This is a genomic window from Demequina sp., assembly GCA_024707205.1.
Taxonomy (GTDB): domain Bacteria; phylum Actinomycetota; class Actinomycetes; order Actinomycetales; family Demequinaceae; genus Demequina.
Genome location: JANQAD010000001.1, coordinates 1,661,330 through 1,688,066, shown reverse-complemented (window position 1 = coordinate 1,688,066; position 26,737 = coordinate 1,661,330). Strand labels below are relative to the sequence as shown.

At 69.2% G+C, this 26,737-nt stretch carries 25 protein-coding genes and 1 pseudogene; 10 read left to right on the top strand and 16 right to left on the bottom strand.

The window, feature by feature from the left end; genetic code table 11:
- Positions 1 to 73: 73 nt before the first annotated feature.
- Positions 74 to 874 carry a histidinol phosphatase gene (locus tag NVV57_08700; protein MCR6712759.1) on the top strand — a complete coding sequence of 267 codons (801 nt, stop codon included), beginning with the start codon at positions 74 to 76 and terminating at the stop codon, positions 872 to 874.
- Positions 875 to 907: 33 nt separating this feature from the next.
- On the opposite strand, the gene NVV57_08695 is transcribed toward NVV57_08700, so the two are convergent.
- From NVV57_08695 to NVV57_08685, 3 genes are read right to left on the bottom strand one after another with little or no spacing between them, the layout of a single operon-like run.
- Positions 908 to 1,345 (bottom strand): hypothetical protein, encoded by a 438-nt coding sequence (locus NVV57_08695; GenBank protein ID MCR6712758.1) that lies wholly within the window; start codon positions 1,343 to 1,345, stop codon positions 908 to 910.
- Positions 1,346 to 1,349: 4 nt separating this feature from the next.
- A complete protein-coding gene (locus NVV57_08690; GenBank protein ID MCR6712757.1) occupies positions 1,350 to 2,567 on the bottom strand; it encodes a hypothetical protein in 1,218 nt (405 codons plus the stop codon).
- Positions 2,568 to 2,571: 4 nt separating this feature from the next.
- Complete coding sequence (locus tag NVV57_08685) at positions 2,572 to 3,189, bottom strand: SAF domain-containing protein (GenBank protein ID MCR6712756.1); 618 nt, start codon at positions 3,187 to 3,189, stop codon at positions 2,572 to 2,574.
- Between the two features lie 105 nt (positions 3,190 to 3,294).
- Between NVV57_08685 and NVV57_08680 the strand changes: the two genes are divergently transcribed.
- Positions 3,295 to 3,519 carry a helix-turn-helix domain-containing protein gene (locus NVV57_08680; protein ID MCR6712755.1) on the top strand — a complete coding sequence of 75 codons (225 nt, stop codon included), beginning with the start codon at positions 3,295 to 3,297 and terminating at the stop codon, positions 3,517 to 3,519.
- A gap of 25 nt (positions 3,520 to 3,544) precedes the next feature.
- Here NVV57_08680 and NVV57_08675 read toward each other — a convergent pair whose 3' ends face one another.
- Positions 3,545 to 4,045, bottom strand: a complete 501-nt coding sequence (locus tag NVV57_08675; GenBank protein MCR6712754.1) for a hypothetical protein — start codon at positions 4,043 to 4,045, stop codon at positions 3,545 to 3,547.
- 116 nt (positions 4,046 to 4,161) lie between these two features.
- On the opposite strand from NVV57_08675, the gene NVV57_08670 reads away from it, so the two are divergent.
- Both NVV57_08670 and NVV57_08665 read left to right on the top strand, forming a co-directional pair.
- Positions 4,162 to 4,911 (top strand): LysM peptidoglycan-binding domain-containing protein, encoded by a 750-nt coding sequence (locus tag NVV57_08670; protein MCR6712753.1) that lies wholly within the window; start codon positions 4,162 to 4,164, stop codon positions 4,909 to 4,911.
- Entirely contained in the window at positions 4,908 to 5,321 is a 414-nt protein-coding gene (locus NVV57_08665) for an Rv3235 family protein (protein ID MCR6712752.1), read from the top strand. Before NVV57_08670 ends, NVV57_08665 begins: the two co-directional genes overlap by 4 nt.
- Before the next feature lie 287 nt (positions 5,322 to 5,608).
- Here the strand turns inward: NVV57_08665 and secA are convergent, their stop codons facing one another.
- The 8 genes from secA to mtrA form a co-directional block, all read right to left on the bottom strand.
- A complete protein-coding gene (gene secA / locus NVV57_08660) occupies positions 5,609 to 8,416 on the bottom strand; it encodes a preprotein translocase subunit SecA (protein MCR6712751.1) in 2,808 nt (935 codons plus the stop codon).
- Between the two features lie 37 nt (positions 8,417 to 8,453).
- On the bottom strand, positions 8,454 to 9,344 hold the full coding sequence (locus tag NVV57_08655) for a DMT family transporter (GenBank protein MCR6712750.1): 891 nt from the start codon (positions 9,342 to 9,344) through the stop codon (positions 8,454 to 8,456).
- A gap of 23 nt (positions 9,345 to 9,367) precedes the next feature.
- A complete protein-coding gene (raiA, locus tag NVV57_08650) occupies positions 9,368 to 10,033 on the bottom strand; it encodes a ribosome-associated translation inhibitor RaiA (GenBank protein ID MCR6712749.1) in 666 nt (221 codons plus the stop codon).
- Positions 10,034 to 10,168: 135 nt separating this feature from the next.
- A complete protein-coding gene (locus NVV57_08645; protein MCR6712748.1) occupies positions 10,169 to 10,849 on the bottom strand; it encodes a phosphoribosyltransferase family protein in 681 nt (226 codons plus the stop codon).
- Positions 10,850 to 10,900: 51 nt separating this feature from the next.
- Positions 10,901 to 12,640 (bottom strand): LpqB family beta-propeller domain-containing protein, encoded by a 1,740-nt coding sequence (locus tag NVV57_08640; GenBank protein ID MCR6712747.1) that lies wholly within the window; start codon positions 12,638 to 12,640, stop codon positions 10,901 to 10,903.
- Entirely contained in the window at positions 12,637 to 13,737 is a 1,101-nt protein-coding gene (gene mtrB / locus NVV57_08635) for an MtrAB system histidine kinase MtrB (protein MCR6712746.1), read from the bottom strand. Before mtrB ends, NVV57_08640 begins: the two co-directional genes overlap by 4 nt.
- On the bottom strand, positions 13,698 to 14,321 hold the full coding sequence (locus tag NVV57_08630) for a hypothetical protein (GenBank protein ID MCR6712745.1): 624 nt from the start codon (positions 14,319 to 14,321) through the stop codon (positions 13,698 to 13,700). Before NVV57_08630 ends, mtrB begins: the two co-directional genes overlap by 40 nt.
- Complete coding sequence (gene mtrA, locus NVV57_08625; GenBank protein MCR6712744.1) at positions 14,318 to 15,001, bottom strand: MtrAB system response regulator MtrA; 684 nt, start codon at positions 14,999 to 15,001, stop codon at positions 14,318 to 14,320. The genes NVV57_08630 and mtrA overlap by 4 nt, the downstream gene beginning before the upstream one ends.
- Before the next feature lie 188 nt (positions 15,002 to 15,189).
- On the opposite strand from mtrA, the gene NVV57_08620 reads away from it, so the two are divergent.
- From NVV57_08620 to NVV57_08600, 5 genes are read left to right on the top strand one after another with little or no spacing between them, the layout of a single operon-like run.
- Entirely contained in the window at positions 15,190 to 16,167 is a 978-nt protein-coding gene (locus NVV57_08620; protein MCR6712743.1) for a hypothetical protein, read from the top strand.
- Entirely contained in the window at positions 16,142 to 16,798 is a 657-nt protein-coding gene (locus NVV57_08615) for a DUF4129 domain-containing protein (protein MCR6712742.1), read from the top strand. Before NVV57_08620 ends, NVV57_08615 begins: the two co-directional genes overlap by 26 nt.
- The gene (locus NVV57_08610) at positions 16,795 to 17,970 is read left to right on the top strand and encodes a DUF4350 domain-containing protein (protein MCR6712741.1); all 1,176 of its coding nucleotides are present in this window, start codon (positions 16,795 to 16,797) and stop codon (positions 17,968 to 17,970) included. The genes NVV57_08615 and NVV57_08610 overlap by 4 nt, the downstream gene beginning before the upstream one ends.
- 2 nt (positions 17,971 to 17,972) lie before the next feature.
- Positions 17,973 to 18,992 (top strand): MoxR family ATPase, encoded by a 1,020-nt coding sequence (locus tag NVV57_08605; GenBank protein MCR6712740.1) that lies wholly within the window; start codon positions 17,973 to 17,975, stop codon positions 18,990 to 18,992.
- A 1-nt stretch (position 18,993) separates the two neighbouring features.
- Positions 18,994 to 20,286, top strand: coding sequence for a DUF58 domain-containing protein (locus NVV57_08600; protein MCR6712739.1), 1,293 nt, complete (start codon positions 18,994 to 18,996; stop codon positions 20,284 to 20,286).
- Between the two features lie 120 nt (positions 20,287 to 20,406).
- On the opposite strand, the gene NVV57_08595 is transcribed toward NVV57_08600, so the two are convergent.
- A complete protein-coding gene (locus NVV57_08595; GenBank protein MCR6712738.1) occupies positions 20,407 to 21,402 on the bottom strand; it encodes a stage II sporulation protein M in 996 nt (331 codons plus the stop codon).
- A gap of 40 nt (positions 21,403 to 21,442) precedes the next feature.
- On the opposite strand from NVV57_08595, the gene NVV57_08590 reads away from it, so the two are divergent.
- Positions 21,443 to 22,267 carry an RDD family protein gene (locus NVV57_08590; GenBank protein MCR6712737.1) on the top strand — a complete coding sequence of 275 codons (825 nt, stop codon included), beginning with the start codon at positions 21,443 to 21,445 and terminating at the stop codon, positions 22,265 to 22,267.
- Positions 22,268 to 22,294: 27 nt separating this feature from the next.
- Here the strand turns inward: NVV57_08590 and ahcY are convergent.
- The 3 genes and pseudogenes from ahcY to NVV57_08575 form a co-directional block, all read right to left on the bottom strand.
- Positions 22,295 to 23,748, bottom strand: a pseudogene (gene ahcY, locus NVV57_08585) (adenosylhomocysteinase).
- Between the two features lie 44 nt (positions 23,749 to 23,792).
- The gene (locus tag NVV57_08580) at positions 23,793 to 24,194 is read right to left on the bottom strand and encodes a hypothetical protein (GenBank protein MCR6712736.1); all 402 of its coding nucleotides are present in this window, start codon (positions 24,192 to 24,194) and stop codon (positions 23,793 to 23,795) included.
- A gap of 1,219 nt (positions 24,195 to 25,413) precedes the next feature.
- On the bottom strand, positions 25,414 to 26,709 hold the full coding sequence (locus tag NVV57_08575) for an IS256 family transposase (protein ID MCR6712735.1): 1,296 nt from the start codon (positions 26,707 to 26,709) through the stop codon (positions 25,414 to 25,416).
- Positions 26,710 to 26,737 lie beyond the last annotated feature (28 nt).

Genomic DNA, 26,737 nt, shown 5'->3' with positions numbered 1-26,737 from the left:
CACGCTAGCGCAGCACCCAGCCGCAGCGTCGGGCCAACAACAGCGTCGGGCCCGCCGCCACTACCCTGGAACCATGCAGCCAACCGGCCACTACGCTGACGACCTCAAGCTCGCCATGCGCATCGCCGACGCGGTGGACAAGTTCACCCTCAAGAGCTTCAACGGCGAGGACCTCACGGTTGAACTCAAGGACGACGAGACTCCCGTCACCGCCGTGGACCGCGAGGCAGAGCGCATGGTCCGCACCATCCTCGACAGCGAGCGCCGTACGGACGCGGTGTACGGGGAGGAGTTCGGCTCAAAGGGCGGCTCGGCGCGGCAATGGATCATCGACCCAGTTGACGGCACCAAGAACTACATCCGCGACATCTCCGTTTGGGCCACCCTGATCGCGCTCTACGACGACCGCAAGCCCGTGGTGGGGGTGGTGAGCGCGCCGGCCCTTGGCATGCGCTGGTTCGCGGCGAAGGGCGACGGCGCGTGGAAGGGCGCCTCGCTCAAGCGCGCGCGGCCCATTCACGTCTCCACTCGCCAGCAGCTGTCCGACGCTACGCTCTCCTACTCTTCGCTCTCGGGTTGGGAGGAGCGTGGGCTGCTGCCCGACTTCCTGGAACTGACCCGCCGCATGTGGCGCACCAGGGCGTTTGGCGACTTCCTGAGCTACATGATGGTGGCCGAGGGCCTGATCGAGGTCGCGACCGAGCCGGAGCTCGCGCTCTACGACATGGCCGCCCTGGTGCCCATCGTCGAGGAGGCTGGCGGCGTATTCACCTCGCTCACGGGCGCGCCGGGGCCGTGGGGCGTTGACGCGATCGCGACCAACGGGCTGCTGCACGAGGCGGCGCTCGGGATAATTGGGACGGCGGACGTCTAGGAGTTCTCGGATCAGCTTCTTGAACCGCGACCGCTAGACCGGCAGCCGGTCCAACTCGCTCACGTCATACCAAAGCAAGTCCCGCACCTCGAGCCGCTCGAGAGCATCCTCATCTCCCCCAGCCGCCGCGCGCGCATCCGCGGCGGCGCCAGGCTCGTCGAGGAACACGCACGCGATCGAGTCCGGCATCACGCGACCGGTCAGAGTCACGGCCGCCGGGTGCGCGTCCGGCACGGGCGCGCAATCGGCTCGCGACACGTCAATGGCGACAACCAAGCGCAGCGACGACCCCAACTCCACGATCGAGTCCTCCGCAGCCGCATCGCGCGCCTGTTCCGCGAGCTCGTCCGGATCGTCGTAGGCGCTGATGTCCATGAGCCGCTCGGTCACTGCGTACCCCCGCTCGGGCTCCCAATGCCCCGAGGTGTAGCGCGCAATGTCCGCGACAACCCCCGGCACAAAGACTCGCATGCCTTCAGTCTGTCAGCGCCGGCTCGACCTCGCTCGACCGCGCCGGAGTGTCGTCAAGGTCTCCCTCGCGCAGCCGAGCCAGCACAGCCTCCGCCAGCCGCCCGACGGCCTGGCTGGCTGCACCTCGGGGCGCCACTTCCCGCCACGTCGCCCCTCGTAACGCGGCGAGGTCGGCCGTGCGGGGATCCCACGGAATCATCCACGCCTGCCCGACGCCGGCGTACCGTGCGAGCGCATCCGCCACCTGGCGCTCTGGGTTGGGTCCGGCGACGGACCGGCGCACCCTGTTGACGGCGACGATCATCCGCTCCTTGACGCCGGGCAGCGCATCACCCAGGTCCCCGAGAGCGTCGACGAGTCGTTGCATTCCCACGGGCTCTGCGGTGCCGACGGGCACGATGAGGTCCGCCTCGGTCAGCGCGGCCATGGTCGCGGCGTCCCTTCGCGATGGTGAGTCCGCAACACCCAGCCCAAAGCCGCAGTCGATCACTGTCACCGCCGCGGCCGCCCGCATCGCGGGCCATGCGGCCTCGAGCGCCGCCGACGGGATCTCCGCCCACCGACCCGGCCGCGGCAGTCCCGTCAGCACCGCGAGGCCCTCCGCGGCGCGAATCGCGTGCCGCCGCACCGTCGCCGCGTCGGCCTCGCCCTGCGCCGCGGCCCGCGCAACGGCCGCGATACCAGGCGCATCGTCGTGCAGAGCGAGCGTCTGCGACACCGCGGCCCCGTAGGTGTCGAGGTCAACGAGCAGCGCGGACCGATCACGTGCGAGGGCCGCGGCGAGATTCACCGCCACCGAGGTGCGGCCCGGCGCTCCGGTCGGCCCCCACACGGCGACAACCTTCCCCGTGGGCCCGGCAACCTCCGGCTCCTCCTCGACCACCGCCGCCTCCGGCGCCGTCGCCGCGGCCTCCGCGACCGCGAACGGATCGGCGGCGGACACCGCCGCGAGCCCAAGGGCCGCGAGCGCTCGCTCCTCGCGCTCGTCTCCCGCGACGCCGACGACGCGCACGCGCATGTGCGCGAACTCGCCAAGCGTGACCCGATCGAGGTGGCGCTGGGGTGACACCACCACCACGCCCGCCACCCCAGCCGACGCCGCGGCGAGCGCCTCCGCGAGGTCCGCACAGCGTCGGACGAGCGTGAGTTCCGGATGGGCGGCGATCGCGGCGGCGATCGCGTCCTCGCCGTGCGCGGAGACCGCAATGACGACTCCCGTCATCGACTCAGCTCCCCGCCGCCACGATCGCGATCTCGCCCTCGGAGGACACCGCGTCGAGCACCTTCGCCACGTCCGCGAGCGGCACCGCGACGTACACGGTCTGGCCGCCGCCCCCGCCAAGCGTGGACTTCGCCTCGCGCACGTCGGTCACCGCGAGCCCAGAGCCCACGAGGGTCGAGTGCGGCCCCGCGTCATCGCTCACGGTGACCCAAAGATCCACCGAGGACCCAACGCCCACCCCGTCCGCGAGCGGCATAGACGTCTGCACGGCTATGGATCGCGCCGAATACGCATCGCCATCTACCAGCGCTGACGCAGGCAGAAGCTCCCCCTCGTCAACGGTGCGGCCGAGCACTCGCCCAACCACAGCGTCGGGCTGGGGCACGTACTCACCGGACGAGACGCGCACGTGGACCACCACCAGGTCCCCTTCGGAGAGGACGGTGCCCGGCGCCAGGTCGTGCGCGGCGGCGTAGAACGGCTCGGTCGTGTCGGAGCGCTGCACAATCGCGACCACGGCCGCGACGGCCACCGCGATGAGCACCAGGCCCACGAGCAGTCGCGGATCGCGCCAGGACGGCCTGCGCACCCTGCCCACCACTGCGTCGGACGTCTTCGCCACGGGTCACCCCCCATTTCAGTTGGGCCCATCATGCCGTGACCGCCGCTTCAGTGCCACCGTTGTGGATAACTCTGCTTGTCAGAGGTCCCGTGCCAGAATGGGCACGTGGCCAAGCGATTCCTCACTCTCCCTGACGTGCAAGAGGCGCTCAACATCTCGCAGATCCAGGCGTACTCGCTGGTGCGCAACGGGGACCTGCCCGCGATTCAGATCGGCGGCCGCAACCAGTGGCGCGTCGAGGCGAGCGAGCTTGAGGCCTACATTCAGCGCCAGTACGCGGCCACGCGTGAGCGCTTCTCGTTGCCGGACGGCGAGCACGCCTCCACGTAGCACGTCGCCTTCGCGGGGGTTGGCTTTATGGCGCTGGGGTGACCGTGAGGATCGCGGCGAAGGGCACCACTTTGCCCCCCGCGATGACCACGTAGTCGGCGCCCACCGCCGATATCACCCCTCGCAACTGCGTCCCCACGGCACTGACAAGCACCGCCCCGCCGTCCTCGGCTAGCGCCCGCAGCGCGTGGCCGAGCGTGAGGCGGCTCGCGATCACCCCCGGCTCCGGCGCCGCCGGCGGCGCGCCGTCGAGGGCCGAGATCGCGGTGACCGGAACCAGGAACTCGCGCGGGCCGTCGGCGATGTGCAGCCACTGCGCCGCGCAGTCCATGACGGTTCCCGAGACCGCGCCGCCGTCGCGCAGTGTGAGCCGCACCGTAGCGCCGTCGCTTGCCGCGAGCACGGCCCCCAGGGTGACCGCGGCGCTCTCCCCTTGGGCGCGAGCGCGCACCTCCTCCTCGAACTCCTCCCGCTCCGCGCGCGTCACTTGCGCCTCGAGATCGTCGAAGAGGTGGTCCCAGCGCATGCGCCAACGGTAGCGGTTTGTCCACAGCCGGGGTCGGCTCCGCTGGACAAGCGAACTGCATTCATGTACACCTTCTTTCATCAAAGTACGTCAAACGCTATTAAGGTGGTCTGACAATGACGATGAAGGTGCATCCGGCGCGGGCGATCGCGCTCGCGGCTTGCTGCTCGTCCGCGGGATGGTGGCTCGCATCCTCCGCGGGCGCCGAGGCGGCGATAGCCTCGCTCGACGCGCTCGTGGCCGCCGCCGTGCTGCTCGCCGGCGCCGCGGCGGCATTTGGGGTGGCGCTGCTGACCATCGCGGCCCTCGCCGAGTCGGCACTGGGCTGGCGGCCCCGCGCCATCGGCGCGCTGCCCGCGCCCGCTCGGAGATTCCTCGTCGGCTCGCTGGGAGTGGCTCTCGCCGCGGGGCTCGCCGTCCCGGCAAGCGCGGACGAGGCCTACCCCGGCTGGGCTCCCGCCGTCTCCCCTTCCAGCCCCTCCGGCCCGACGCTGTCGTCGCCCACGCCCTCTCCCTCGCCTTCGGCGGTGGTGGTGGCTTCGCCCGTGCCGACCGTGGCGCTCTCGCCCGCGCCGGCCGAGCCCACGACCACCGTGCCCGAAGCCCCCGTGCCCACCGTGGAACTGCACGCGGAGTCCGCGGCACCGCCGGTCGCCGAACACGTGCACGTCGGGACGCACGTCGTTGTCCGCGGCGAGTCGCTGTGGCGCATCGCCGCGGAGTTGCTGGGTCCGGACGCCAGCAACGCGCAGATCGCGCGGGCCTGGCCGCTGATCTACCAGGCCAATCGCGCCACCATCGGTGACGACCCCTCTCTGATCCTTCCCGGCCAGGAGCTCACGATCCCCCAGGAGGTGGCGGCATGAGCGCGGAAGCCGCCCTGGCGTCGGGCGGGCTGCGGGCGATCCCTGGCGGCGCGCCCGCGATCCCCCGCTACGGGGTGCGGCAGGCGCCGCTGGGCGACCCAACCCCGCTCGCGTGCACGCTCGCGAAGACGGCCGTGGAACTCACTCTCGGTGGGGGCGGACTGGAGACCCTCACGCGCTGGGTCGCGACGGACGTGCGGGAGTCGCTCGCGGCCCAGCAGTCGCTCGCGCGCAGGGCGGGTCAGACGGGCGCGCTGGCGAGCATCGACAGGATCCGGGTCTGCCGGGTGTCGCAGCGCGCCGCGGAGGTCAGCATCGTCGCGAGCGCGCGCGGCCGGGCGCTGGCCGTGGCAATGCGTCTCGAGGAGATCCGCGGCCGCTGGCTCGCGACCGTGATCGAGATCGTCTAGCGACACGGCGCGACAGCACCGTCATCCCGCGTCCGCGACAACGGATCGCGGGAGCCGAGTTCCTCTCGGGCTGTCGGCACGCGCCCTCCCGGCGCCCCGAATGGGCTCTGAGTGCGTCCAACTCGCGTTTTCGCGATACTGAGCGTCCATTCCAGCATCAGGATGCGAGCGGTGGGCCTGATTCCGGGTGCGGTGGTCGCGAAGTCGCGGCTTCGCGACCACCACACCCGATCTGGGCGGTTGCCCTTCAGAAGTGACCCGGCTACGCGCTTCGCGCGGGATGACGCCTAGGCGGCCTCGTTCTTGCCGTGGCACATCTTGTACTTCTTGCCGGAACCACACGGGCAGGGCGCGTTCTTCGGCGTGCCGGGGAAGGTCCCGCCGTCGTCGCTCGGCTTGGCCTTCTTGGGCGTCGCCTTCTTGGTGGTCGCCGCGCCGGAGCCGTCCTCCGCGGGGCCGGAGTAGGTCAGCGCGCCCATGTTCATGGTCATGCCGCCGCCACCGCCCGTGGCGGTGCCGCCCGTTGAGGTGGCACCGGACATCGCCGGCACGCGCTGCGGCGTCTCGGCCTCCGTGGGCGCCTCAGAGCCCTCAGCCGGGACCAGTCGCTTCTCCACGCGGAACAGCACCTGCACCGACTGCTCCTTGATGGAGTCGGTCATAGCCTCGAAGAGCTGGTAGCCCTCGCGCTGGTACTCGGTGAGCGGGTCGCGCTGGCCCATGGCACGCAGCCCGATGCCTTCCTTGAGGTAGTCCATCTCGTAGAGGTGCTCGCGCCACTTCGAGTCGAGGACCTGCAGCAGCACCTGACGCTCGACCTGGCGCATGAGCTCGGGCTCGATGCGCTCCTCGACGGCCTCGTACTGGATGCGCGCGTCGGCGGTGAGTTCGCGCTCGAGGAACTGGGTGGACAGGCCGCTGAGCCCGCCCGCCTCTTCGGTGAGCTCCTCCTCCGTGAGCGACACGGGGTAGATCGTGCGCAGGTCCTTCCACAGTGCGTCGAGGTCCCAATCGTCGGGCGACCCGTTGAGCGTGGCCGCGCGCACGTACGCGCTGACCACGTCGTCGATGAACTGCATCACCTGATCGCGCATCTCTTCGCCGTCGAGCACCCGGCGGCGCTCCTTGAAGATGACGAGGCGCTGGTCCGACATCACGTCGTCGTACTTGAGGATGTTCTTGCGGATCTCGTGGTTGCGGCCCTCGATCTGCGCCTGCGCGCTGCGCACGCCGCGCGTGAGCGTCTTCGACTCGATCGGCAGGTCATCGGGCAGCACGGCGGAGTTCATCACCGAGGCGGCGAGCCCCGACTGGAACATGCGCATGAGGTCGTCCTCGAGCGACAGGTAGAAGCGGGACTCGCCCGGGTCTCCCTGACGACCGGAGCGGCCGCGAAGCTGGTTGTCGATGCGGCGAGACTCGTGGCGCTCCGTGCCGAGCACGTACAGGCCACCGGCGGCGAGCACCTCGTCGTGCTCGGCCTTCACGGCCTCCTGGGCGGCCTCGAAGACCTCGTCCCACACCCGCTCGTACTCCTCGGGGTTCTCGTGGGGGTCAAGGCCGCGCTCCTGCATCTCGGCGACGGCACGGAACTCCGGGTTGCCTCCGAGCATGATGTCGGTTCCACGACCGGCCATGTTGGTGGCGACGGTCACGGCGCCCTTGCGCCCGGCCTCGGCCACGACGGTGGCCTCCTGGGCGTGCTGCTTGGCGTTGAGGACGCTGTGGCGGATGCCGCGCTTGCGCAGCTCCTTGCTGAGCTGCTCCGACTTCTCCACGGACACCGTGCCGACGAGCACCGGCTGGCCGTTCTTGTTGCGCTCGAGGATGTCCTCGATCACCGCGTCGTACTTCGCGGCCTCGGTCTTGTACAGCAGGTCGGGCTGGTCCTCGCGGATCATCGGCATGTTCGTGGGGATGGGGATCACGCCGAGGCCGTAGGTGCCGTTGAGCTCGGCTGCCTCCGTCTGGGCGGTTCCGGTCATGCCCGCGAGCTTGTCGTACAGGCGGAAGTAGTTCTGCAGCGTGATCGAGGCGTAGGTCTGGTTCTCTGCCCGAATCTGCACCCCCTCCTTCGCCTCGATGGCCTGGTGGAGGCCCTCGGAATAGCGTCGGCCCTTGAGCAGGCGGCCCGTGTGCTCGTCGACGATGTCCACCTCGCCGTTCTGCACCACGTAGTCCTTGTCGCGCTTGAACAGCTCCTTGGCCTTGATGGCGTTGTTGAGGAAGCCGATGAGCGGCGTGTTCGCGGGGTCGTAGAGGTTCTCGATGCCGAGCGCCTTCTCGATCTTCTCGATGCCGGGCTCGAGCACGCCGACTGCGCGCTTCTTCTCCTCGACCTCGTAGTCCTCGTCCACCTTCATGCCGTCAACAAGGCGAGCGAACTCCACGTACCAGCGGTTGTTGTCGCCGGCGGCCGGCCCAGAGATGATGAGCGGCGTGCGCGCCTCGTCGATGAGGATCGAGTCCACCTCGTCGACGATCGCGTAGTTGTAGTCGCGGTGCACGAGCTGCTCCGGCTCCATCGCCATGTTGTCGCGCAGGTGATCGAAGCCGAACTCGTTGTTGGTGCCGTAGGTGATGTCGGCCGCGTACTGCACCTTGCGTTCTGCGGGGTTCTGACCCACGAGGATGCAGCCGGTCTCCAGCCCAAGGAAGCGGTACACGCGACCCATGAGCTCCGACTGATAGGAGGCCAGGTAGTCGTTGACCGTCACGACGTGCACGCCCTTGCCCGTGAGCGCATTGAGGTATGCGGGAAGGGTCGCGACGAGCGTCTTGCCCTCACCGGTCTTCATCTCGGCGATGTTCCCAAAGTGGAGGGCGGCCCCACCCATGATCTGCACGTCGAAGTGGCGAAGGCCCAGGGTCCGGCGGGAGGCCTCGCGCACCGCGGCGAACGCCTCCGGCATCATCGAGTCGAGGCTCTCGCCGTCCGCGACGCGCTGCTTGAACTCGTCCGTGAGCGCGCGAAGCTCCTCGTCGGAGAACTCGCGGTACACGTCCTCAAGAGCGTTGGTCAGGGTGACGACCTTCTCAAGACGCCGACGCTCGCGCCCCTCGCCGATGCGGATGATGCGGTCGATGACAGCCACTGGTACTCCTCCTTGGGTCGGGAACCATGTTAGGCGGTCAGTGGATGGTCTCCGGTTCGTCACGCTGAGGGCGCAACAGCAGTACGGCCGCTCCCATGAGCGCGCCGCCGACGATGCCGAGGGCTCCGAGGCGCTCGCCGAACACGATCGCGCCCAAGATGGCACCGAGGAGCGGCTCCAGCAGCGTCGTGATGGTCGCGACGAACGGCGGCACCGTCTGCAGCGCCGTGAGGAACAGCACATAGGCGAGGCCCGTGATGATCACACCGAGCACGATCGCGATCCCCCACCCCTCGAGGTCATGGGGGACGCCCGTGTGGGCGAGGAGAGCGAGCGGCAGCAGGATCACCGCGCCGGCCGCGAATGCGCCGCCCGTGAGCGCCACCGGGTGCAGCCCCGGCACCGGCCGGCGGTTCACGATGGTGATCGCCGCGAACGCGACTCCGGCGCCGAGAGCGACGGCGACGCCGAGCAGCATCGCACTTCCCTGCCCGACGCTGCCGCCAACCAGCAGCCCGAGTCCCGCGAGCGACAGCAAGAGGGCAACCACAGACCTGGCAGGCGGCCGCTCGCGGGTCACCACAGCGTCGTACCCCGCGACGACGACCGGCGCGGAACCGATGCCCACGAGCGTCGCCAGCCCAACGGACGCGAAAGTCACGGAGGTGAAGAAGGCGAACTCGAACGCGGCGGTGAGGGCGCCAGTGACGAGCATCCGGACCCACATCGGCCGCGTCCAGCGCCCAGGGTGAAACTGGCCCATAAGGGCCAATACCAGCAGCAACGACACCCCGGCGAGGCCCATGCGCCACACCGCGATGCCCACGGGCTGCAGGCTCTCGTGCTTGCCGAAGAGCACACCGACGACACCGCCGCCGCCCCAGAGACAGGCGGCGGCGACGGCGAAGAGAAAGTCCCTGGTGCGCATCCCGGGGGATGCGCCGCCGGTACTTATGCGCTCTCCCTGGATTCGTCGCTCTCGGCTGCCGCGAGGTGGATCACGCCATAGGTCCACCCGCGCCGGCGGTACACGGCGGACGGGAGATCGCTCTCGACGTCGTGGAACAGGAAGAAGTCATGCCCCACGAGCTCCATCTGGTCGATCGCCTCGGGCACCGTCATCGGCGCGGCCTCATGGGTCTTGGACCTGATGACGATCGGGGTGCCGTCGATAGGCACCTCGCGGGTGGCGTCTGCGGGCGCGCCCTCCCACGTCTCGACGCTCTCCACCGCATCGGACGCCGTGGCGTCACCCGTGACCACCGGCACGCCCGACGCTGGGGTCGGCACCGCGCGCAGGCCCTGCTTCCCCTGGTGTCGGTGGACCTTCCGCTCGTGCAGCTTGCGCAGCTGCGCGGTGAGCTTCGCGTACGCCGCGTCGAACGCCGCCTCCCGGTCCATCGAGGAGGCCTCGGCGCGGACTACGCCGCGGCCGTGCAGCGTGATCTCCACGCGCTCCTTCTCGCTGACAACCCTTGGGCTGCGTTCGTGGCACACGTGCACCTCTGCGCGCGTTGCGCGCGGTGCAAGCTCGGTGATCTTCTCCATGCGCTCCTGGATTCGGGTGCGCAGTGGCTCGTTGACCTTGGTGTGCCTGCCGACGATTGCGATGTCCATGGCGGTGCTCCTTCACGCTCTAGTGGGGTGCCTGGGCCGCGTTGGCCCGGTTATGGTGAGCGAGGCGCCTAGCGCCTCCGACATCACCTCCCCGGCATCGAAGAGTGAGGGACGGTTGCCGTCCGTAGACACACCCTAACCCGCCTTTGCGGGAACGTCACGCCGAGGCGTCGCGGCCAGCACGAGCGCACCCGCGACGGGCGTTCCTGACGCCTCCAGCGCGTCCGTGGCGCGCGCGAGAGTTGCCCCCGTGGTCATCACATCGTCAACGAGCAGCACCGGTCGAGTCCCCACGCGTCGCGCGACGCCGACCCCCGCCGCGTCCCATCGGCCAACGCTTGAGCGGCCCTTCGAGGTGGCGCCCGCCGCGCGGAGGGCGGCCTCCACTGGGGCGCCAAGTTCCCGCCCGACGGCCCCCGCAAGCAGGGCTCCGATGGACACTCCGCGCCTGCGCACCGATCGCGGCTTGTTCGGCACGGGCACGACGACGAGGCCCCCAGGGACGAACGCCTTCACATTCGCAGCGGCCCTCGCGGCCGCGCCCGCGAAGAAGCGGTCGAGGTCCCGCCTGCGGCCGTCCTTCCACACGCCGATGGCCCTCTGCTCCGCGCCATCGAGGTGCGCGATCGCCCACACGGGAAGCGGCACCCGCCCCATGACCGCGAGGCGGCCAGCTCCCTCCTCGGCCCTGAACGGCTCCTCCCACCACGGAGCCGAGCAGGACTCGCACAGCGGAACGTCGTCGAGCCCGCAGCCGGCGCACGCCACCGGAACCAGAAGGCGGGCCGCGTCCCTGGCGAGGTCGGCGACGAACATGACAACAGCGTCGGGCATGCGCGGCGCGCGAGGGCGCCGCCTGTGGAGAACTCAGCCGGAGTAGGCGAGCTCCGAAGGGCCGGAGGTGACCTTGGCCCATCCCGAGCCAGAGCGGGTGAAGACCTGCTGCGAGCCGTCGACGACGATGAGCGAGCGGGCCTGCTCGCGAGCCGTGATGTCTACCGCGCCCGTGGTCGCCTTCGTGGCCGTGGTGAGGCCGCCCACCTCGACGAACCACAGATCGTTCGGTACATCGCCCCCGCCCTCGCCGAGCACCGCGACGGTGAGGTCGTCGAGCCACGCGAGATCGATCGAGGAGCCGATGTCGACGCCGATCGGCACCGGCTCGCCAATCGTGAGCGGCGTCCCGTCCTCGCTGCGAACAATGGACGCGACCTCGAGCGCCTGCTTGCCGCCAGAGCTCGACAGGACCGCGACGCGCACACCGTCTCGAGCGACGGAGATCGCCTGCACCGTGGTGCCGCGCAGCCAATCGGCGGCCACCTTGGTGACCGTGCCGTCGGCCTTGACGGCGATGAACACGTTGCCGCCGCCCTGCTCCGCCGTCCAGAACCAGCCGTGACGGTCCGCGGATGGCGCGACGAGGTTGGTTCCCCGATACAGCGTGTCGGTCTTCAGCACGTCGGTCGGAATGGAGGCATCGGCGTCGGCCTTGCTCAGCGCGGACGTGCCGTCCGCGAGCGCGCCGGAGGCGACCAGATCGGAGCCGCCGACGATCCAGGCGGCGGTGGGCGTGCCGAAGCTCTGGGTGAGCCCCGAGGAGCCGCTGGGGACGGCGCCCGCCGAGTCCGGGGTCTGCCACACCTGCGCCCCGTCCCACAGGCCCAGGCGCCCGTTCACGAACGCGGCGGCGTCGGTCGTCGGAAGCGGCGGCGGCTCAAGGTCCGCGGAGCCGTCGCCGCCGATCGCCACACCGCCAACGGTGACCTTGACATCGCGGACTCCCGGGATGGAGGAGAGCGTCAGGCGCATCTGCTCCTCGGCGAGGCTGCGCTCGGCGGCGTTGCCTGCGGACCCGGCAGTGAGCTGGACCGCTGCCACCCCGTCGGTCACGACGACGGAGTCAACCTCAAGGGCCGACGTCGCGGGGAAGCCAGTGACAACTGCCGGCGCGAGCGGGTCCGACGGGCCGTCGATCAACTCTCGCGCCGCGAGCGTGGCCGCCTTGGTGGTGGGGAGCCAACGAAGCTCCGCAACCCGCGTGGTCAGGTCGATGCTCGCGAAGATGAGGCTCACCGGCGTGAAGAGCCTGCCGAAGAACGCGCCAGGGAGGACGGTGCCGTCCTCGAGATCGGCGATGCGCCACTCGCCCGCCTCGTTCTTGGCCATGGTGTAGGTGAAGGTTTCTCGAGTTCCGTCTGCCGCCTCCGTGAGGCGACCGGCATCGTCAAGCGTCCCCTGTACGGGGATGTCGTAGGTGACGGCACTCTCGGCGGCGTCGAAGTCGGCCGTGACGGCTCCCGAGTCGGCGATCGTCACCTTGGCCACGGGGTCCCACGTTGCCGCCGCGGCGGGCATGAGGTACTCGAGAGCGACGGTGAAGTCCTTCTGGAAGCCGCCGGCAGAGGCCGCAACGAAGCCGTTGATGATCGCGGTGGGGCTGTCACCCTCGCGCGGCCCCTCGGCGATCGGCACAACGGGGCGCGACGACGCCACCACGCCGTTGCCCTCGTTGACAGGGCCGGACGAGGGAATGGTCGTGCACGCAGCGAGGGCGAGCGACGCCAAGGCGAGGAGCGAGGCGAGGCCAGCACGGCGTCGGGCCGTCATGGCGAGGTCTCCGTGACGGCGTGGCTTGGGGCGCCGTTGGGGTTGGACGGGGCGGGTTCGTGGGGACCCAGCGCCTCGAACTCGCTCTCCCGCATCGCCAGCGGGAGGGGTGCGTCCTGGCCTAGACCGCGGGACGTGCGCGGAAGCAGCAGGCGGAAGCTCGCTCCCTTTCCGGGACGGCCCCACGCCTCGAGCTTGCCGCCGTGCAAGCGGGCGTCCTCCCTGGCAATCGACAGGCCAAGACCCGTGCCGCCCATCGTGCGGGCGCGCGCGGCGTCGGCCCGCCAGAAGCGGTCGAAGACCCGCTCCACCTGTTGTGGCGTGAGGCCGATGCCGTAGTCGCGCACCACCACCGCAACGGCCCGGCCGTTCGAGGCGACGCCGATATCCACGGGGTGATCCTGCGCGTGCTCGATGGCATTCGAGAGAAGGTTGCGTACGATCCGGCCAACGCGAGGACGATCGACGGACGCGACGTGCTCGCCCTCCGCGACCCACAGCCGCAACTCGACGCCCACGTTCGCCGCGGGATGGCTCATGGCCTCCACCTCGTCGCGCACCACATCCGCGAGCGAGATGTCCTCAAACTCGAGGCGGGCCGCGCCCGCGTCGATGCGGCTGATCTCCAGGAGGTCCGCGAGGAGGGTCTCGAAGCGGTCCAGCTGGCCGCTGAGCAGCTCCGCGCTGCGCGCGACCTCCGGTGGGAAGTCGTCCCTCGCGTCGTAGAGAACGTCGGACGCCATGCGCACGGTGGTGAGCGGCGTGCGGAGCTCGTGAGAGACGTCGGACACGAATCGTCGTTGGAGGCGTGACAACTCCTCCATGCGCGTGATCTGGCGCTGCAGCGACTCCGCCATCTCGTTGAAGGTGCGCGCGAGGGTAGCCATCTCGTCATTGCCTCGCACCTTCATACGCTCGCTGAGACGGCCCTCCGCGAGGCGGGACGCGACACGCGCGGCATCGCGAACGGGGCGCACCGCTTGGTTCGTGACCCACCAAGTCATGAACACGACGAGCGCGACGAGCATGCCGCCGCCGAGCGCGAGCACGCGCTGGATCAGCGTGAGCGTCTGCTGCTCGTCCGAGAGCGAGTAGATGAGGTAGAGCTCCCACGTGCCGGCCGCCCTGACGTCAAGCTCTCCCCGACGACGACCCCTGGGGTGCCGTCGGGAAGCTCAACGAACTGCCAGGGCTGCGTGGTACCCGACTCGACGGCCGCCCGCATGTCGTCACTGATGATGTCGACGTACGACTGGTCCGGCGCCTGCGTCTGAATGAAGACGCCAGACGTGTTGTCCGGGGTGCGCAGGAGCACGGTGACCCGGTCCTCGCCGCCGAGCACGTTGAGCTTTCCCACCAGGTCGAGCACGAGGTCAGTCAGGTCGTTGGGGTTCTCGGCCGCGGACGCGTCGATGTCCTGCTGCGCCGTTGCCGCATCCTGCGCGGACTGCTGCAGCACCCGGTCAACGCGCTTGTCGACCAGCCCGTCGCGGATCTGCGAGTTCACGTACGCGCTAAGGAGTGCGACCGTGCCGAAGCCAATGAGAAGGGTGGTGACGACCACCCGGAACATCAGGGAGCGCCGCCACCTCAAACCGAAGCGCCGCCGCGGCGCCTGGACGGCGGCCATCAGCGGCGGCGCCGTCACCGCGGCGCGAGCACGGCGCCTGCGCGGGCTCACGAGGACACGCCACCGGCCTTGTAGCCGACGCCGCGCACGGTGACCACGATCTCTGGGTTCTCAGGGTCGCGCTCAATCTTCGCGCGCAGCCGCTGGATGTGCACGTTGACGAGGCGCGTGTCCGCGGCGTGGCGGTAGCCCCACACGTCTTCGAGGAGCACCTCTCGCGTGAACACCTGGCCGGGCGAGCGGGCGAGCGTGACGAGCACATCGAACTCGAGCGGGGTGAGCTGAATGACCTCGCCGTCGCGACTGACGCGGTGGCCGGTGACGTCGATCTCCAGATCGCCGATTCGCACCACGGACGGCGCGGCGGAGTCATTGCGGCGGAGCCGCGCACGAACTCGCGCGATGAGCTCTCGCGGCTTGAAGGGCTTGGGCACGTAGTCGTCGGCGCCGGACTCGAGCCCAAGCACCACATCCACCGTGTCCGACTTCGCGGTCAGCATGATGATAGGAACGCCCGACTCCGCCCGAATGTCGCGGCAGATATCGATGCCGCTTCTACCAGGGAGCATGAGGTCAAGCAGCACGACGTCTGGGTGGGTTTCGCGGAAAACGTCGAGGGCGCGATCGCCGTGGTCGCAGAACTCTGTCTCGAAGCCGTCGGCACGAAGAACGATGCCGATCATCTCCGCCACCGCGGGGTCGTCGTCGACCACCAATATTCGTGCCGTCATGCGGATATTATGCCCAGCAAGGCGAGGCACCGGGCCGCACGTCGGGGAGGACTTCACGTGAGCGACACCTTGGGCACCGGTCCGCACGACTGGGCGACGCCCGGCGGCTCCGGTGACCAGAGCGTCGGGCCGACGCCGGAATCGCCTTCCCAACTCGGCTCCCCCGCGAGCTACGCGCCCCCGCGCCGGTGGTCGTCACCGCGGTGCGGGCCGCCCAGGCGGCGCCCACCTACCGCTCGTGGCAACCGGGAATCATCCCCTTGCGGCCCATGAGCTTCGGCGAGTTCATCTCGGTGCCGTTCAAGGCCATGCGCTTCAACAGGGCGGTCGTCATCGGCGGACCGCTGCTGTTCGTAGGCGGGTCGATGGTGGTGCTCGCCGCGGCCCTGTGGCTGGCGTTCACCGACCCTTCGCTTGGGCTGCTGTCCCCCACGAGCCAGTTCAGCGGGATCCAGGGATCCACGATCGCGGTCAGCGTCGCGGCGCTCGTGACCCTCATCCTCGCCGACGCCCTATCGTCCGCGATCGTCGCACCGGGAGTGGCTCGGGCCGTGCTCGGCGAGAGGATCCCCGTTGGCGAGGCGCTTCGCGCCGTGGGCTCCCGCGTTTGGCAGCTGCTGCTGTTGTGGCTCCTGACGTCGCTCGCGCTCGCCCTGGCGCTCGCGCCGGGAATCGCGGCGGCTTGGCTCGGCGGCGTCAACGGCGACGGCGGCGTGGTCGCCCTCGGCGTTGTGGCCGCCTTGGTGCTTGGCCTCGTGATCGGCGTGCCCGTCTATCTGATCTCCACGGTCGCGCGCTGCGTGATCGTCCTCGAGCGCACGGGCGCGGTCGAGTCGGTCCGCAGAACGGTGGGCCTCATCAAGGGCCGCTTCTGGTGGTCGTTCCTCATCGTGTTCGTGACCGGGCTGATCATCAACATCGTCACGGGAGTCGTGCAGCAGCTCGTGGGCACTGTGGGAAACGTCGCGATCCTGATCGGGGTCAGCGGCGAGTGGGTGGCCACCGCGATCGGCGTCGCCGTGTACGTCCTTGGCGCCGTCGTCACGTACGTGGTCACCTACGCCTACATGGGCGCGGTCTACTCGCTCATCTACATAGACCTGCGCATTCGGCACGAGGGCTTCGACATGGACCTTGCCCGTGCGGCAGAGGCGCGGCGCGGCTGATATGCGCCTGGACGTTCCCGTCGACCCCGACGCCGAGACCGCGCGCGAGTGGGCGCGAGAGGAGCTCAGCAAGCGCGAGTACACCCCGGGCACCGGCCGGAACCTCGTCGACCGCTTCTTCGAGTGGATCAACAATCTGCTCAACAGCCTCGGCAACGGCATCGGCAGCGCGTGGGGCGGGTGGGGCCTTGTGGTCACGGTCATCGTCTGCGCGGCGATCCTCACGCTGGCCGTGTGGCTCGTCGTGGGGCCGATGCGCAGGTCGCGCCGCCGCGCCATAGTCGAGGAGGAGCTCGGCGACCCGACGCTCAGCGCCTCCGATCTGCTCGCTTCAGCGTCGGCCGCGGCGCGGGCAGGAGACTGGAATCTCGCAGTCATCGAGGCCTACCGGGCGCTGGTCCGCTCCCTCGCGGAACGCGAGATCATCGACGCGAAACCAGGGATGACCGCCTTCGAGGCGGCCCTCGTCGCCGCCGCGGCGCTGCCCTCGATCGCTCAGGACGTTCACGAGGACGCCGACGTCTTCGACTCCGTTCGCTACGGCCACCTCACCGCGACCCGTTCGCACTACGAGCACGTGCTCGCCACGCGTGACGCCGCGCGCTCGAGCCGCGCCGAGGTGCCGGCGTGACGGCCGTCTACACCGCCCCCGGCAAGACCGAGAGCGTGCGCACCCGCACCGCGAGGGGCAAGTGGTGGATCGTCGGGATCGCGCTCGTGCTGATCCTCATGGGCATGATCGCGGCTACGTCGCGCCCGAGCGACTACCGCGACCTCTCCACCGGCAACCTTGGCGACACGGGAACGCACGCTCTGGCGCAGATCCTGCGCGATCAGGGGGTGACGCTGCAGCAGTACGGCAGGCTCGCGAGCGTCTACGTCGAGGACCCCGCGACCACGACTCTCGTGATCGCCGATGCCGGGTACCTCTCGGACGCGCAGGTGGCCTCCCTCCTCGCCTACACCGGCGACATCGTCTTCATCGGCGCGGGGGACGCCGTGGTGGACGGCCTCGACGCCGGCATCGCTGTGGTCTACGACTTCCTGCCGGAGACCGTGGAGGCCGCGTGCGCGGACCCCGACGCGACGGCCGCGGAGCGCATGCGCGTCGAATACACGGGACTGAAGATCACCGGCGAGAGCACCGCGACGATGTGCTTCCCGAACCGCTCCGACGTGGCCGGCATGGCCGTCATCTCCACGCCAGATGGCACGCGCACCATCGTGACCAATCCGGCGGTGTTCGAGAACGGCGGCCTCCTCAACGACGGCAACGCCGCGCTCGCCCTGCGCACCACGGGACACCACGAGAACGTGGCCTGGTATCTCTCGTCCTGGGACGACCCGACGCTGTTCGGCGCTCCCGGCGAGCCCCATGACGTGAGCCTCACCCCGGACTTCCTGCCGCCCGGATTCGGCACGGCGCTGTACGCGCTCGCGCTCGCGGCGCTCGTCGGCGCCCTGTGGAAGGGACGACGCTTTGGTCCCCTTGCCGTGGAGCCGCTCCCTGTGGTGGTGCGGGCCTCGGAGGCGACGCGCGGGCGGGCGCGCCTGTACCGGCGGGCGCGCGCCCACGGCCGGGCGACGGCCGCGCTCCGCGCGTCGACCGCTCGCCGCATCGGTGCGCGGCTAGGCGTGCCGCGCACCACCGATCGGGAGGGCATGGTCGCCGCGATCGAGCGCGCCACCGGAAGACCCGCGACCGAGATCGCGAGAATCCTCTACGGACCACCGCCTACAAGCGAGGCGGCGATGATCGACATCGTTGACACACTGGACGAACTTGAGAGAGAGGTGCACTGACAGTGACCGAGAACCCAACCCCAGAGCCAGAGGCGACCGCAGCGCCGGACCCGGCCCCGCCGTCGGACCCACCCAGCGGCCCCAGGGCCGCTCTTGGTGCCCTGCGAACCGAACTCGGCAAGGCCGTCGTTGGGCAGGACCAGGTGGTGACGGGACTGGTTGTCGCGCTGCTGTGCAAGGGGCACGTGCTGCTTGAGGGCGTGCCCGGAGTGGCCAAGACGCTCATGGTGCGCTCGCTCGCGCACACGCTCGACATGGAGTTCACGCGGCTGCAGTTCACCCCTGACCTGATGCCAGGGGACGTCACGGGTTCGCTCATCTACGACGCGCGCACGGCCGCGTTCTCGTTCCGCGAGGGGCCGGTCTTCACGAACCTGCTGCTCGCCGACGAGATCAACCGCACGCCTCCCAAGACGCAGTCCGCGCTGCTCGAGGCGATGGAGGACCGCACGGTCACGGTCGACGGCGAGACGCGCCCGCTCCCGGACCCGTTCGTCGTTATCGCCACGCAGAATCCCGTGGAATACGAGGGGACATACCCGCTGCCGGAGGCGCAGCTCGACCGCTTCCTCCTCAAGGTGGTGGTGGGCCTGCCAAGTCGCGAGGCGGAGTCCCAGGTGGTGCGGCGACACGCGTCCGGCTTTGACCCGCGGGACCTCGCGGCGGCCGGCATGACCGCCGTCGCAAACGCTGAGGACATCGAGGCGGCGCGCGCCGAGGTCGCGGCGGTGGAGATCTCCGACGACGTGGTCGCGTACATCGTGGACATCTGCCGCGCCACGCGCGAGGCGCCGTCCGTGGCGCTCGGCGCCTCGCCGCGAGCGGCCACCGCGCTCATGAACACCTCACGCGCGTGGGCGTGGATGCGCGGGCGCACGTTCGTGGCGCCGGACGACGTCAAGGCGCTCGCCGCCTGGACACTCGCCCACCGCATCTCCGTGCGCGCGGAGGCGGAGCTCGAGGGGGTCACCGCGACCGCGGTGCTGACGTCCGTGCTCGGCTCGGTGCCGGTGCCTCGCTGACATGTTCGTCACCGGTTGGAGTGTGCTGCTCGCGGCGCTCGGGGCCATCCCCGCGGCGCTGACGCAGCAGCGCAACGTGGCGTGGCTGTGGGTGCTCGGCGTGGCCGTCCTCGTCGCGATAGATGTGTGGGCGGCGCCGTCGCCACAGCGGATCGGCGCCAAGCGTCGGGTGCCCGCCTCAGTGCGCCTCACCGAGTCCACCTCCGCGAAGCTCGACGTCATCAACACGGGCAAGCGGCGCGTGCGCGGTGCGATCAGGGACGCGTGGCAGCCCTCGGCAGGGGCGAGCGATACGCGTCACCAGTTCTCGCTCGCCGCCAGCGAGACGTTGGCGCTCACCACCCACCTCACGCCAACCCGACGCGGCGACCGGAAGTCCGTGGGCGTCACCATTCGCACCTCGGGGCCGCTGCGGCTCGCGGGCAGGCAGCGCACGATCCCCCTGGTAGACACCCTGCGCGTGCTTCCCGAGTTCAAGTCTCGCCGGCACCTGCCCTCGCGCCTAGCGCGCCTGCGCGAGATCGACGGCCGCACCGCCGTTCAGCTCAAGGGCGCTGGCTCCGAGTTCGACTCGCTGCGCGAGTACGTCATCGGCGACGACGTCCGCACCATCGACTGGCGTGCCACCGCGCGGCGCGCTGACGTGGTCGTCAAGACCTACCGGCCCGAGCGCGACCGGCGCGTCTTCATCGTGCTCGACACCTCGCGGCTCTCGGCCGGTCGCGTGGGCGACACGCCCCGGCTCGACGCATCGATCGAGGCGACGCTCCTGTTGGCCGCGCTGGCCTCGCGCGCGGGCGACCGCGTCCAGGTGAGCGCCTTCGACCGAGAGGAGCAGGCGCGCGCCGCGGCCACCACGGGGGCCGCGCTCATGACCCGTCTCGCCACGGCGTTGGCTCCGGTGGAGTCCCGACTGGTGGAGCCAGACTGGCCCGCCGTCGCCCGCCTCACGCGAGAGCGCCTCTCCCAGCGCGCGCTCGTGGTGCTGCTCACTACCGTGGAGGTCTCCGCGATCGACTCCGGCTTGTTGGAGGCCACCGCGGCGCTGGCGCACCGTCACCAGGTGGTGGTCGCGTCGGTCGCCGATCCCGAAGTTGAGGAGCTGCTCGACGGCCGCGGCTCCGTGGACGCTATCTACGGCGCCGCAGCGGCGGCCCGCACGGGCATCGAGGTGGATGCGGTCGGCGCGCGGCTGCGGTCGCTCGGCGCGGACGTGCTCACGGCGCTTCCCGATGACCTGGCCCCCGTCCTCGCCGATCGCTACCTAGCGCTCAAGGCGGCGGGAAAGCTGTAGGCGTCCCCAGCCGTCGGGCCGCCAGCCCGTCTGCACCTGAAATGGTGCCCTAGTACCGCCAACATGCAATTTGGCGAACCTCAGCGCCCATTTCGGCCGACGCTGCAGCCGAGCCCGCGTTCACCCCACCACGGGAGCGGTGTCGGTCGCGAAGTCGCCGTCGACGTCACCGGTCGCACCCTCGGCCGTGGCCGCGCGTCCGGCGACGAACACGTACGCCCAGAAGGCCGCGCACGCGATGATCCCGATCACGATCTTGAGCCACCACGGCATGGACGACGGCGTCACGAAGCCCTCGATGAGGCCGGAAGCGAACAGCGCGATTGCCAGGCCTATCCCCACCGCGAACGTGGTGCGGCCCTCTTGGGCGAGCGCGGCGCCCCGCGCGCGTGCCCCTGGCACCAGCATGACCCAGAACAGCCGCAGACCCGCACCGGCCGCCACGAACACCGCGCTCAGCTCCAGCAGCCCGTGGGGGATGATGAGCGAGAAGAAGACGTCGAGGGCATTGGCCTCGGCCATGATGGCGCCGGCAATGCCAAGCTGGAGGGCGGTGTTGTACATCAGCACGAGCGGGAAGAATCCGGTGATCCCAAAGGCGATGCACTGCAGCGCGAGCCACGCGTTGTTGGTCCACACCTGCGCCGTGAAGGACGAGTTCGAGTAGTCCGTGTAGTAGCTCGCGAAGGACTCGTTGGCGATCTCCGCCCGCGTGGCGGCGTCGCCGATGAGGTTGAGCGACTCCTCGTGGTTGAGGGTCCACCAGCCGCTGATGAAGCCCGCGACGAGCACCGCGAGCGCCACGGTGACGCCCCACCACCGCACGCGGTACATCGCCGCGGGGAGGGTTCGCACAAAGAAGCGGGCGAAGTCGCCGGTTGCGGAGCCGTGGGCCCCCGTTAGCCAGACTCGCGCCTGGGAGAGCAGCACGGAGAGCCGCGAGATGAGGCTCGGCTCGGGCGCCGCGGAGCGCACCGCGGACAGGTCCCCCGCCGTGGATTGGTAGAGCCGCGTGAGCTCGTCTGCCTCCGCGCCGGTGAGGCGACGCTTCTTGGACAGCCGGTTCAGCTGCGCCCAGCGCTCTTCGCGCACCGCGCTGAAGGAATCGATGTCCACGCCGCTACGATGCCATAACAACGGCTGAGTGGAGGGGCGCGTGAGCGACGCGGACGAGATTCTCATCGGCGAGGGCGTCGCCCTCGAGTCCGGTGCCGCCCCCGTCACGCTCCGCATGCTGTCCGGCCTCATCGACGTCATCACGACGTTCCTGCTGCTGTGGCTGTTGCTTGTGCTGTTCGATGCGGCCGCGGGCCGCTGGAGCGGCGCGTGGTCCGACGCGGCGATCATCGCCATCGTCTTCTCCGTGTTCGTGCTCGTCCCCATGACCGTCGAGACGCTCACTCGGGGCCGATCGCTTGGCAGACTCGCGGCCGGGCTGAGGATCGTCCGCGACGACGGCGGTCCCGTCACCGTGCGCCACGCGTTCATTCGCGCGCTGGTTGGCGTGCTCGAGATCTACATGACCTTCGGGACGCTCGCCGTGGGCACCTCGATGCTCTCCACGCGCGGCAAGCGCATCGGCGACTACCTCGCGGGCACCTATTCGATGCGCACTCGCGGCGGCGGGCAGCGCCTCGCCCCGCTACAGATGCCCGGCCACCTCGCGGTGTGGGCGCACACCGCCGACATCGCGCGCCTCCCCGATTCGCTCGCCCTCACCGGCAGGCTCTTCCTGGGACGCGCGGGCGCCATGCGGCCGGAGTCACGCGCCCGCATCGGCAACCAGCTCGCGGCGCAGGTCTCCGGCTACGTCGCTCCCCCGCCGCCACCCGGCACGCATCCCGAGTACTTCCTCGCCGCAGTGCTCACCGCCCGCCGGGATAGGGAGTACGCCCTTGAGGTGGCACGGCTCCAGCGGGCCGACGCTGAGTCGGCTCGAATAGGCGCCCTCCCCTTTGGCGTTGCCGACACCGAGAACTGAACCCGGCCCCAGCGTCGGCCCGACGCGCTAGTAGCGGTAGTGGTCCGCCTTGTACGGACCCTCAACCGGAACGCCGAGGTAGTCCGCCTGAGACCGCGTGAGCTCGCTGAGCCGCACCCCGAGCGCGTCGAGATGAAGCCGCGCCACGTGCTCGTCGAGCACCTTGGGCAGGCGGTGCACGCCGAGCGGGTAGGCGTCCAGGTTGGTCCACAGCTCGATCTGCGCGAGCACCTGGTTGGTGAACGACGTGCTCATCACGAACGAGGGGTGGCCCGTGGCGTTGCCGAGGTTCATCAGCCGCCCTCGCTGAGCACGATGATGCTGTGCCCGTCGGGGAAGATCCACTCGTCTACCTGGGGCTTCACGGGCTGGTGCTTGGCACCGGAGCGGGCCAGCCCCGCCATGTCGATCTCATTGTCGAAGTGGCCAACGTTGCCCACGATGGCCTTGTCCTTCATCGCGGCCATGTGTTCCACGCGGATGATGTCCTTGTTGCCCGTGGTGGTGATGAAGAAGTCCGCGCGGTCGACAACGTCCTCGATGCGCGCCACCTCGAACCCGTCCATCGCGGCCTGCAGCGCGCAGATGGGGTCCACCTCGGCGACGATCACGCGCGCGCCTTGGCCGCGCAGTGCCTCCGCGGCGCCCTTGCCCACATCGCCATAACCGGCGACGAACGCGATCTTGCCGCCCATGAGAACGTCGGTGGCGCGGTTGATCCCGTCGATCATCGAGTGGCGGATGCCATAGCGGTTGTCGAACTTGGATTTGGTCACCGAGTCGTTGACGTTGATCGCGGGGAACAGCAGTTCGCCGCGCGCATGCATCTGGTCAAGGCGGTGCACGCCGGTGGTGGTCTCCTCGCTCACGCCGACGATGCCGGCGGCCATGCGCGTGAAGCGGGTCGGATCCTTGGCGAGCGAGCGGCGCAGCACCGCACGCATCGCCTCGATCTCCGGGTTGAAGTTCGGGTCCTCCTCCTCAAGGGCCGACGGCACCGCACCTTCGCGCTCATACCTCACCCCCTCGTGGACAAGGAGGGTCGCGTCGCCGCCGTCGTCGAGGATGATCGTGGGGCCGTCGAAGCCGTCCCAGGTGAGGATGCGGTCCGTGTAGTCCCAGTACTCGGCGAGGGTCTCGCCCTTGACCGCGAAGACGGGCACGCCGTCGGGCGCCGAGAACGTGCCGCGCCCAACCACGATGGCCGCCGCAGCGTCGTCCTGGGTGGAGAAGATGTTGCAGGACGCCCACCGGACGTCCGCGCCGAGCGCCGTGAGGGTCTCGATCAGCACTGCGGTCTGCGTGGTCATGTGGAGCGAGCCCGCGATGCGCGCGCCCTTGAGCGGCTGGGCGTCCCCGCTGTGCTCGTCTGAATACGCCCGGCGGAGCGCCATGAGCCCTGGCATCTCCTGCTCGGCGAGGCGGATCTGGTGGCGGCCGGCTTCGGCGAGGGCAAGGTCGGCGACGAGGAAATCGGTCATGGGGGCAAGTCTCCCATTGCGCGCCCGCTCCGGAACGCGCGGCGTCAGTGCGTCTGGCGCTCCAGCACCTGCACCAGGCGCCTGAGTGCGTCCGCCATGGCGATCAGCTGCCCCGCCTCTTCGTCGGCGCCGCGCTCTCGCTTGAACTCGGCGACCGCCTCGTAGGTGCGGGCGTGGGCCAGGGCGATCACCCGCACGTCGGCGGCTGCAGCCGCCTGAGACGGAGACTGGTTGGCCCTCGCCTGCCAGTACTCAAGCTCGGACGAGCCGAGGTCGTCGCATTCGCCGCGGTGCCCGTGCGAGAGGTGGCATCGCAACGGGCGTCCACCGAGTCCACCCGCGACGTCGACCACGCGGCCGCACACGGGCCAGGCGAGCGCGGGGTGGGACGCGAGGGGCCGCGTCGGAAGGGCAGTCCACTCGCTCTCGCTGACCTGCGACCCCACGTGAGCTCCTTCGTCTGGGCGGTTGCGTCGGCATCCCCGCTTTGTGCTCAGACTGCCAGGTTTGCCCGGTTCGTCACTAGGGAGAACAGTGGCGGATTTGTCACACCGCGCCTTGCGTGTTTGGCAATAGGGACTCCCGAGATCCCGCTGGAGGCAGTAGTTGGCCGGCGCGGCCTTCGACTGGACCCAATGGCACATCCCGTGAGGACCTCACGCACGGCTAGGAGCGCTCGGCAAAGCAGAATCGGAAGCAACTGGCCGCTAGGTCCCCATTCAGTCGCCACTGTCGGCGTGTCTGCGGCATGCGGGCTGGCGCGGGCCAATGTGGTCCACCGTAGTGGAGACACGTGACACACACCGGCGCTTCAATGGGCGTGAGCGACGTCGGTCACACCGCGCGCCTAGGGTCTGTCAGGAATTCTGTGTAAGTGATTCGGCGTGATGCCGCGGCCGGGGGCCGTGGTGGAAGGACGATCACATCATGGACGATATCGACAGGGAGGTCCCGCCGCCAGGGCTGCCGGGCCTCGGGAGCCTGACATGCAGCGTCTTGCATCCACCCTTCAGGCACCGCTACTGTTCGACTTTCGAGCGCCGCCGACACCGCCAATTGCGCAGGAACGCCTAGAGACCTTGAGAGGCGGGTCACGAATCGAGTGTGTCAAGTTGGGTGAGGGGGTCCCAGGCCGCTGGAGGTGGCGTTGTTCGCGAGAACCATCTTGTGCCACTCTTGATCCAAGCTTCTCGAAGTTCCAAGTGTCTGCTCGCCCTGCGTTCGAGATCTCCTCCCGCCGCGTCATCGAGTCCAAAATGGGTCCCGCATGACGGGCAAATCTCATCCGAGCCGGCGCCGCCAGACCAAGGCACCTCCACGAGGAGCGGGAACCCGCAGACTGGGCAACGGTAGGCGCTCACGGCGCAATTCCTGGCTGCGCGATCCAATAGTCCCAGTTCGATGCGAAGCCATGGACCTCGGGATTTGGCTTGAAGTAGGTTCGAGTTGTCCCAGACGGGTTGAACGACCCGAAAGCATTGGTGGAAGGGCTATACACGCGAATCACGCCCGTATCGGGGTCAATCTTCGTCGGAACTCCACCGTTCAACGCGTCCTGTAGGAATTCTGACGCTTGGCTCGCATAGTGATCAGGCGAAGTCGCATCGAAGTCTGCACCGTGCCTCATGAAGGGGTCTGTCGGTTTTTCTGTGTAAGTGTCATCGGCTAGTTGGTGGGGTAGAGCCTGTCGCCGTAGGTCAGCAGCAGGACGTTGAGGATTTCTTTCCAGTTTCTGACTTGGCCGGTGGGGTTGGTTCCACCGGCTTTGAGGTGCTTGTCCCTGGCGATGCACGCCAGATAAAGGACCTTCATCGCTGATTGTTCGTCGGGGAAGTGTCCGCGCCGTCGCAGGGCCGCACGGAAGCGGGCGTTCAAAGACTCGATGGCGTTGGTGGTGTAGATCATCGAGCGGATCTGGGGTGGGAAGTCCAGGAACGGGATGAACTGGGGCCAGTACGCGCGCCACATGTTGATCATCGCCGGATACAACGTCAGCCACCGTTCGGTGAACTGAGCGAACTCGTCCTCGGCAGCTTCCAGGGTCGGGGCGGTGTAGATGCGGCGTAGTTGCGGGGTGATGCTCTGCCAGTGTTTCGTCGACGAGTACCGCAAGGATTGGCGCACCAGGTGCACGACACAGGTTTGCACGGTCGCTTGGGGCCAGATCGCTTCGATCGCGGCCGGGAGCCCTTTGAGGCCGTCGCAGCACACGATGCATACGTCGACAATGCCACGGTTCTTCAGCTCTGTCAGCATGTTCATCCACTGTTTCGCACCCTCCCCACCGGACGGTCCCATCCACAGTCCCAGCACGTCGCGTTGACCATCCAGGTTCACCCCCATGGCCACATAGCAGGGACGATTCGCGACCGTGCCCGAGCGGACCTTGAGGAAGATTGCGTCAATGAGGATCACGGGATACACCTGATCCAGCGGCCTGGACAACCACGAACGCATGTCCTCCAGCACCTGCGCGGTCACCGTCGACACCAGATCCCTGGAGATCGTGGTGTCATACACCTCTTCCAAGTGCGCACAAATGTCACCCGTGGTCATGCCCTTGCCATACAGCGAGATGACCGCCTCATCGAAGCCCTTCAGGCGACGTTGGCGTTTAGGCACGATCTGCGGCTCAAACGTCCCCTCCCGGTCCCTGGGGACCTCGATCGTGACCTTGCCCACGTCCGTCGTCACGGTCTTGACCCCATACCCGTTACGCGAGTTGCCGCCATCACGACCCATCGGGTCATGCTTGTCATACCCCAAATGAGCGGCCATCTCCGCGTTCAGCGCCGACTGCAAAATCTGCTTCGTCAGCGCCGTCAGCAGCCCATCCTCACCGGTGAGCTCCAACCCCCGCTGCTGCGCGGACGCCACAAGCTCTTCGGCCAGGCGCTGCATGTCAGGCTCCCGCGGCGCCGGCAACCCTGGCGGCGGGACCTCCCTGTCGATATCGTCCATGATGTGATCGTCCTTCCACCACAGCCCC

Excerpts from the sequence above, each read along its gene's own strand:
- NVV57_08695 (MCR6712758.1), bottom strand. The coding sequence starts at position 1,345 with ATGCGAGTCTTTGTGCCGGGGGTTGTCGCGGACATTGCGCGCTACACC.
- NVV57_08665 (MCR6712752.1), top strand. The coding sequence starts at position 4,908 with ATGAGCGCGGAAGCCGCCCTGGCGTCGGGCGGGCTGCGGGCGATCCCT.
- NVV57_08655 (MCR6712750.1), bottom strand. The coding sequence starts at position 9,344 with ATGCGCACCAGGGACTTTCTCTTCGCCGTCGCCGCCGCCTGTCTCTGG.
- NVV57_08640 (MCR6712747.1), bottom strand. The coding sequence starts at position 12,640 with ATGACGGCCCGACGCCGTGCTGGCCTCGCCTCGCTCCTCGCCTTGGCG.
- NVV57_08700 (MCR6712759.1), top strand. The coding sequence starts at position 74 with ATGCAGCCAACCGGCCACTACGCTGACGACCTCAAGCTCGCCATGCGC.
- NVV57_08645 (MCR6712748.1), bottom strand. The coding sequence starts at position 10,849 with ATGTTCGTCGCCGACCTCGCCAGGGACGCGGCCCGCCTTCTGGTTCCG.
- raiA (MCR6712749.1), bottom strand. The coding sequence starts at position 10,033 with ATGGACATCGCAATCGTCGGCAGGCACACCAAGGTCAACGAGCCACTG.
- NVV57_08670 (MCR6712753.1), top strand. The coding sequence starts at position 4,162 with ATGACGATGAAGGTGCATCCGGCGCGGGCGATCGCGCTCGCGGCTTGC.
- mtrA (MCR6712744.1), bottom strand. The coding sequence starts at position 15,001 with ATGACGGCACGAATATTGGTGGTCGACGACGACCCCGCGGTGGCGGAG.
- NVV57_08575 (MCR6712735.1), bottom strand. The coding sequence starts at position 26,709 with ATGGACGATATCGACAGGGAGGTCCCGCCGCCAGGGTTGCCGGCGCCG.
- NVV57_08600 (MCR6712739.1), top strand. The coding sequence starts at position 18,994 with ATGTTCGTCACCGGTTGGAGTGTGCTGCTCGCGGCGCTCGGGGCCATC.
- NVV57_08675 (MCR6712754.1), bottom strand. The coding sequence starts at position 4,045 with ATGCGCTGGGACCACCTCTTCGACGATCTCGAGGCGCAAGTGACGCGC.
- NVV57_08690 (MCR6712757.1), bottom strand. The coding sequence starts at position 2,567 with ATGACGGGAGTCGTCATTGCGGTCTCCGCGCACGGCGAGGACGCGATC.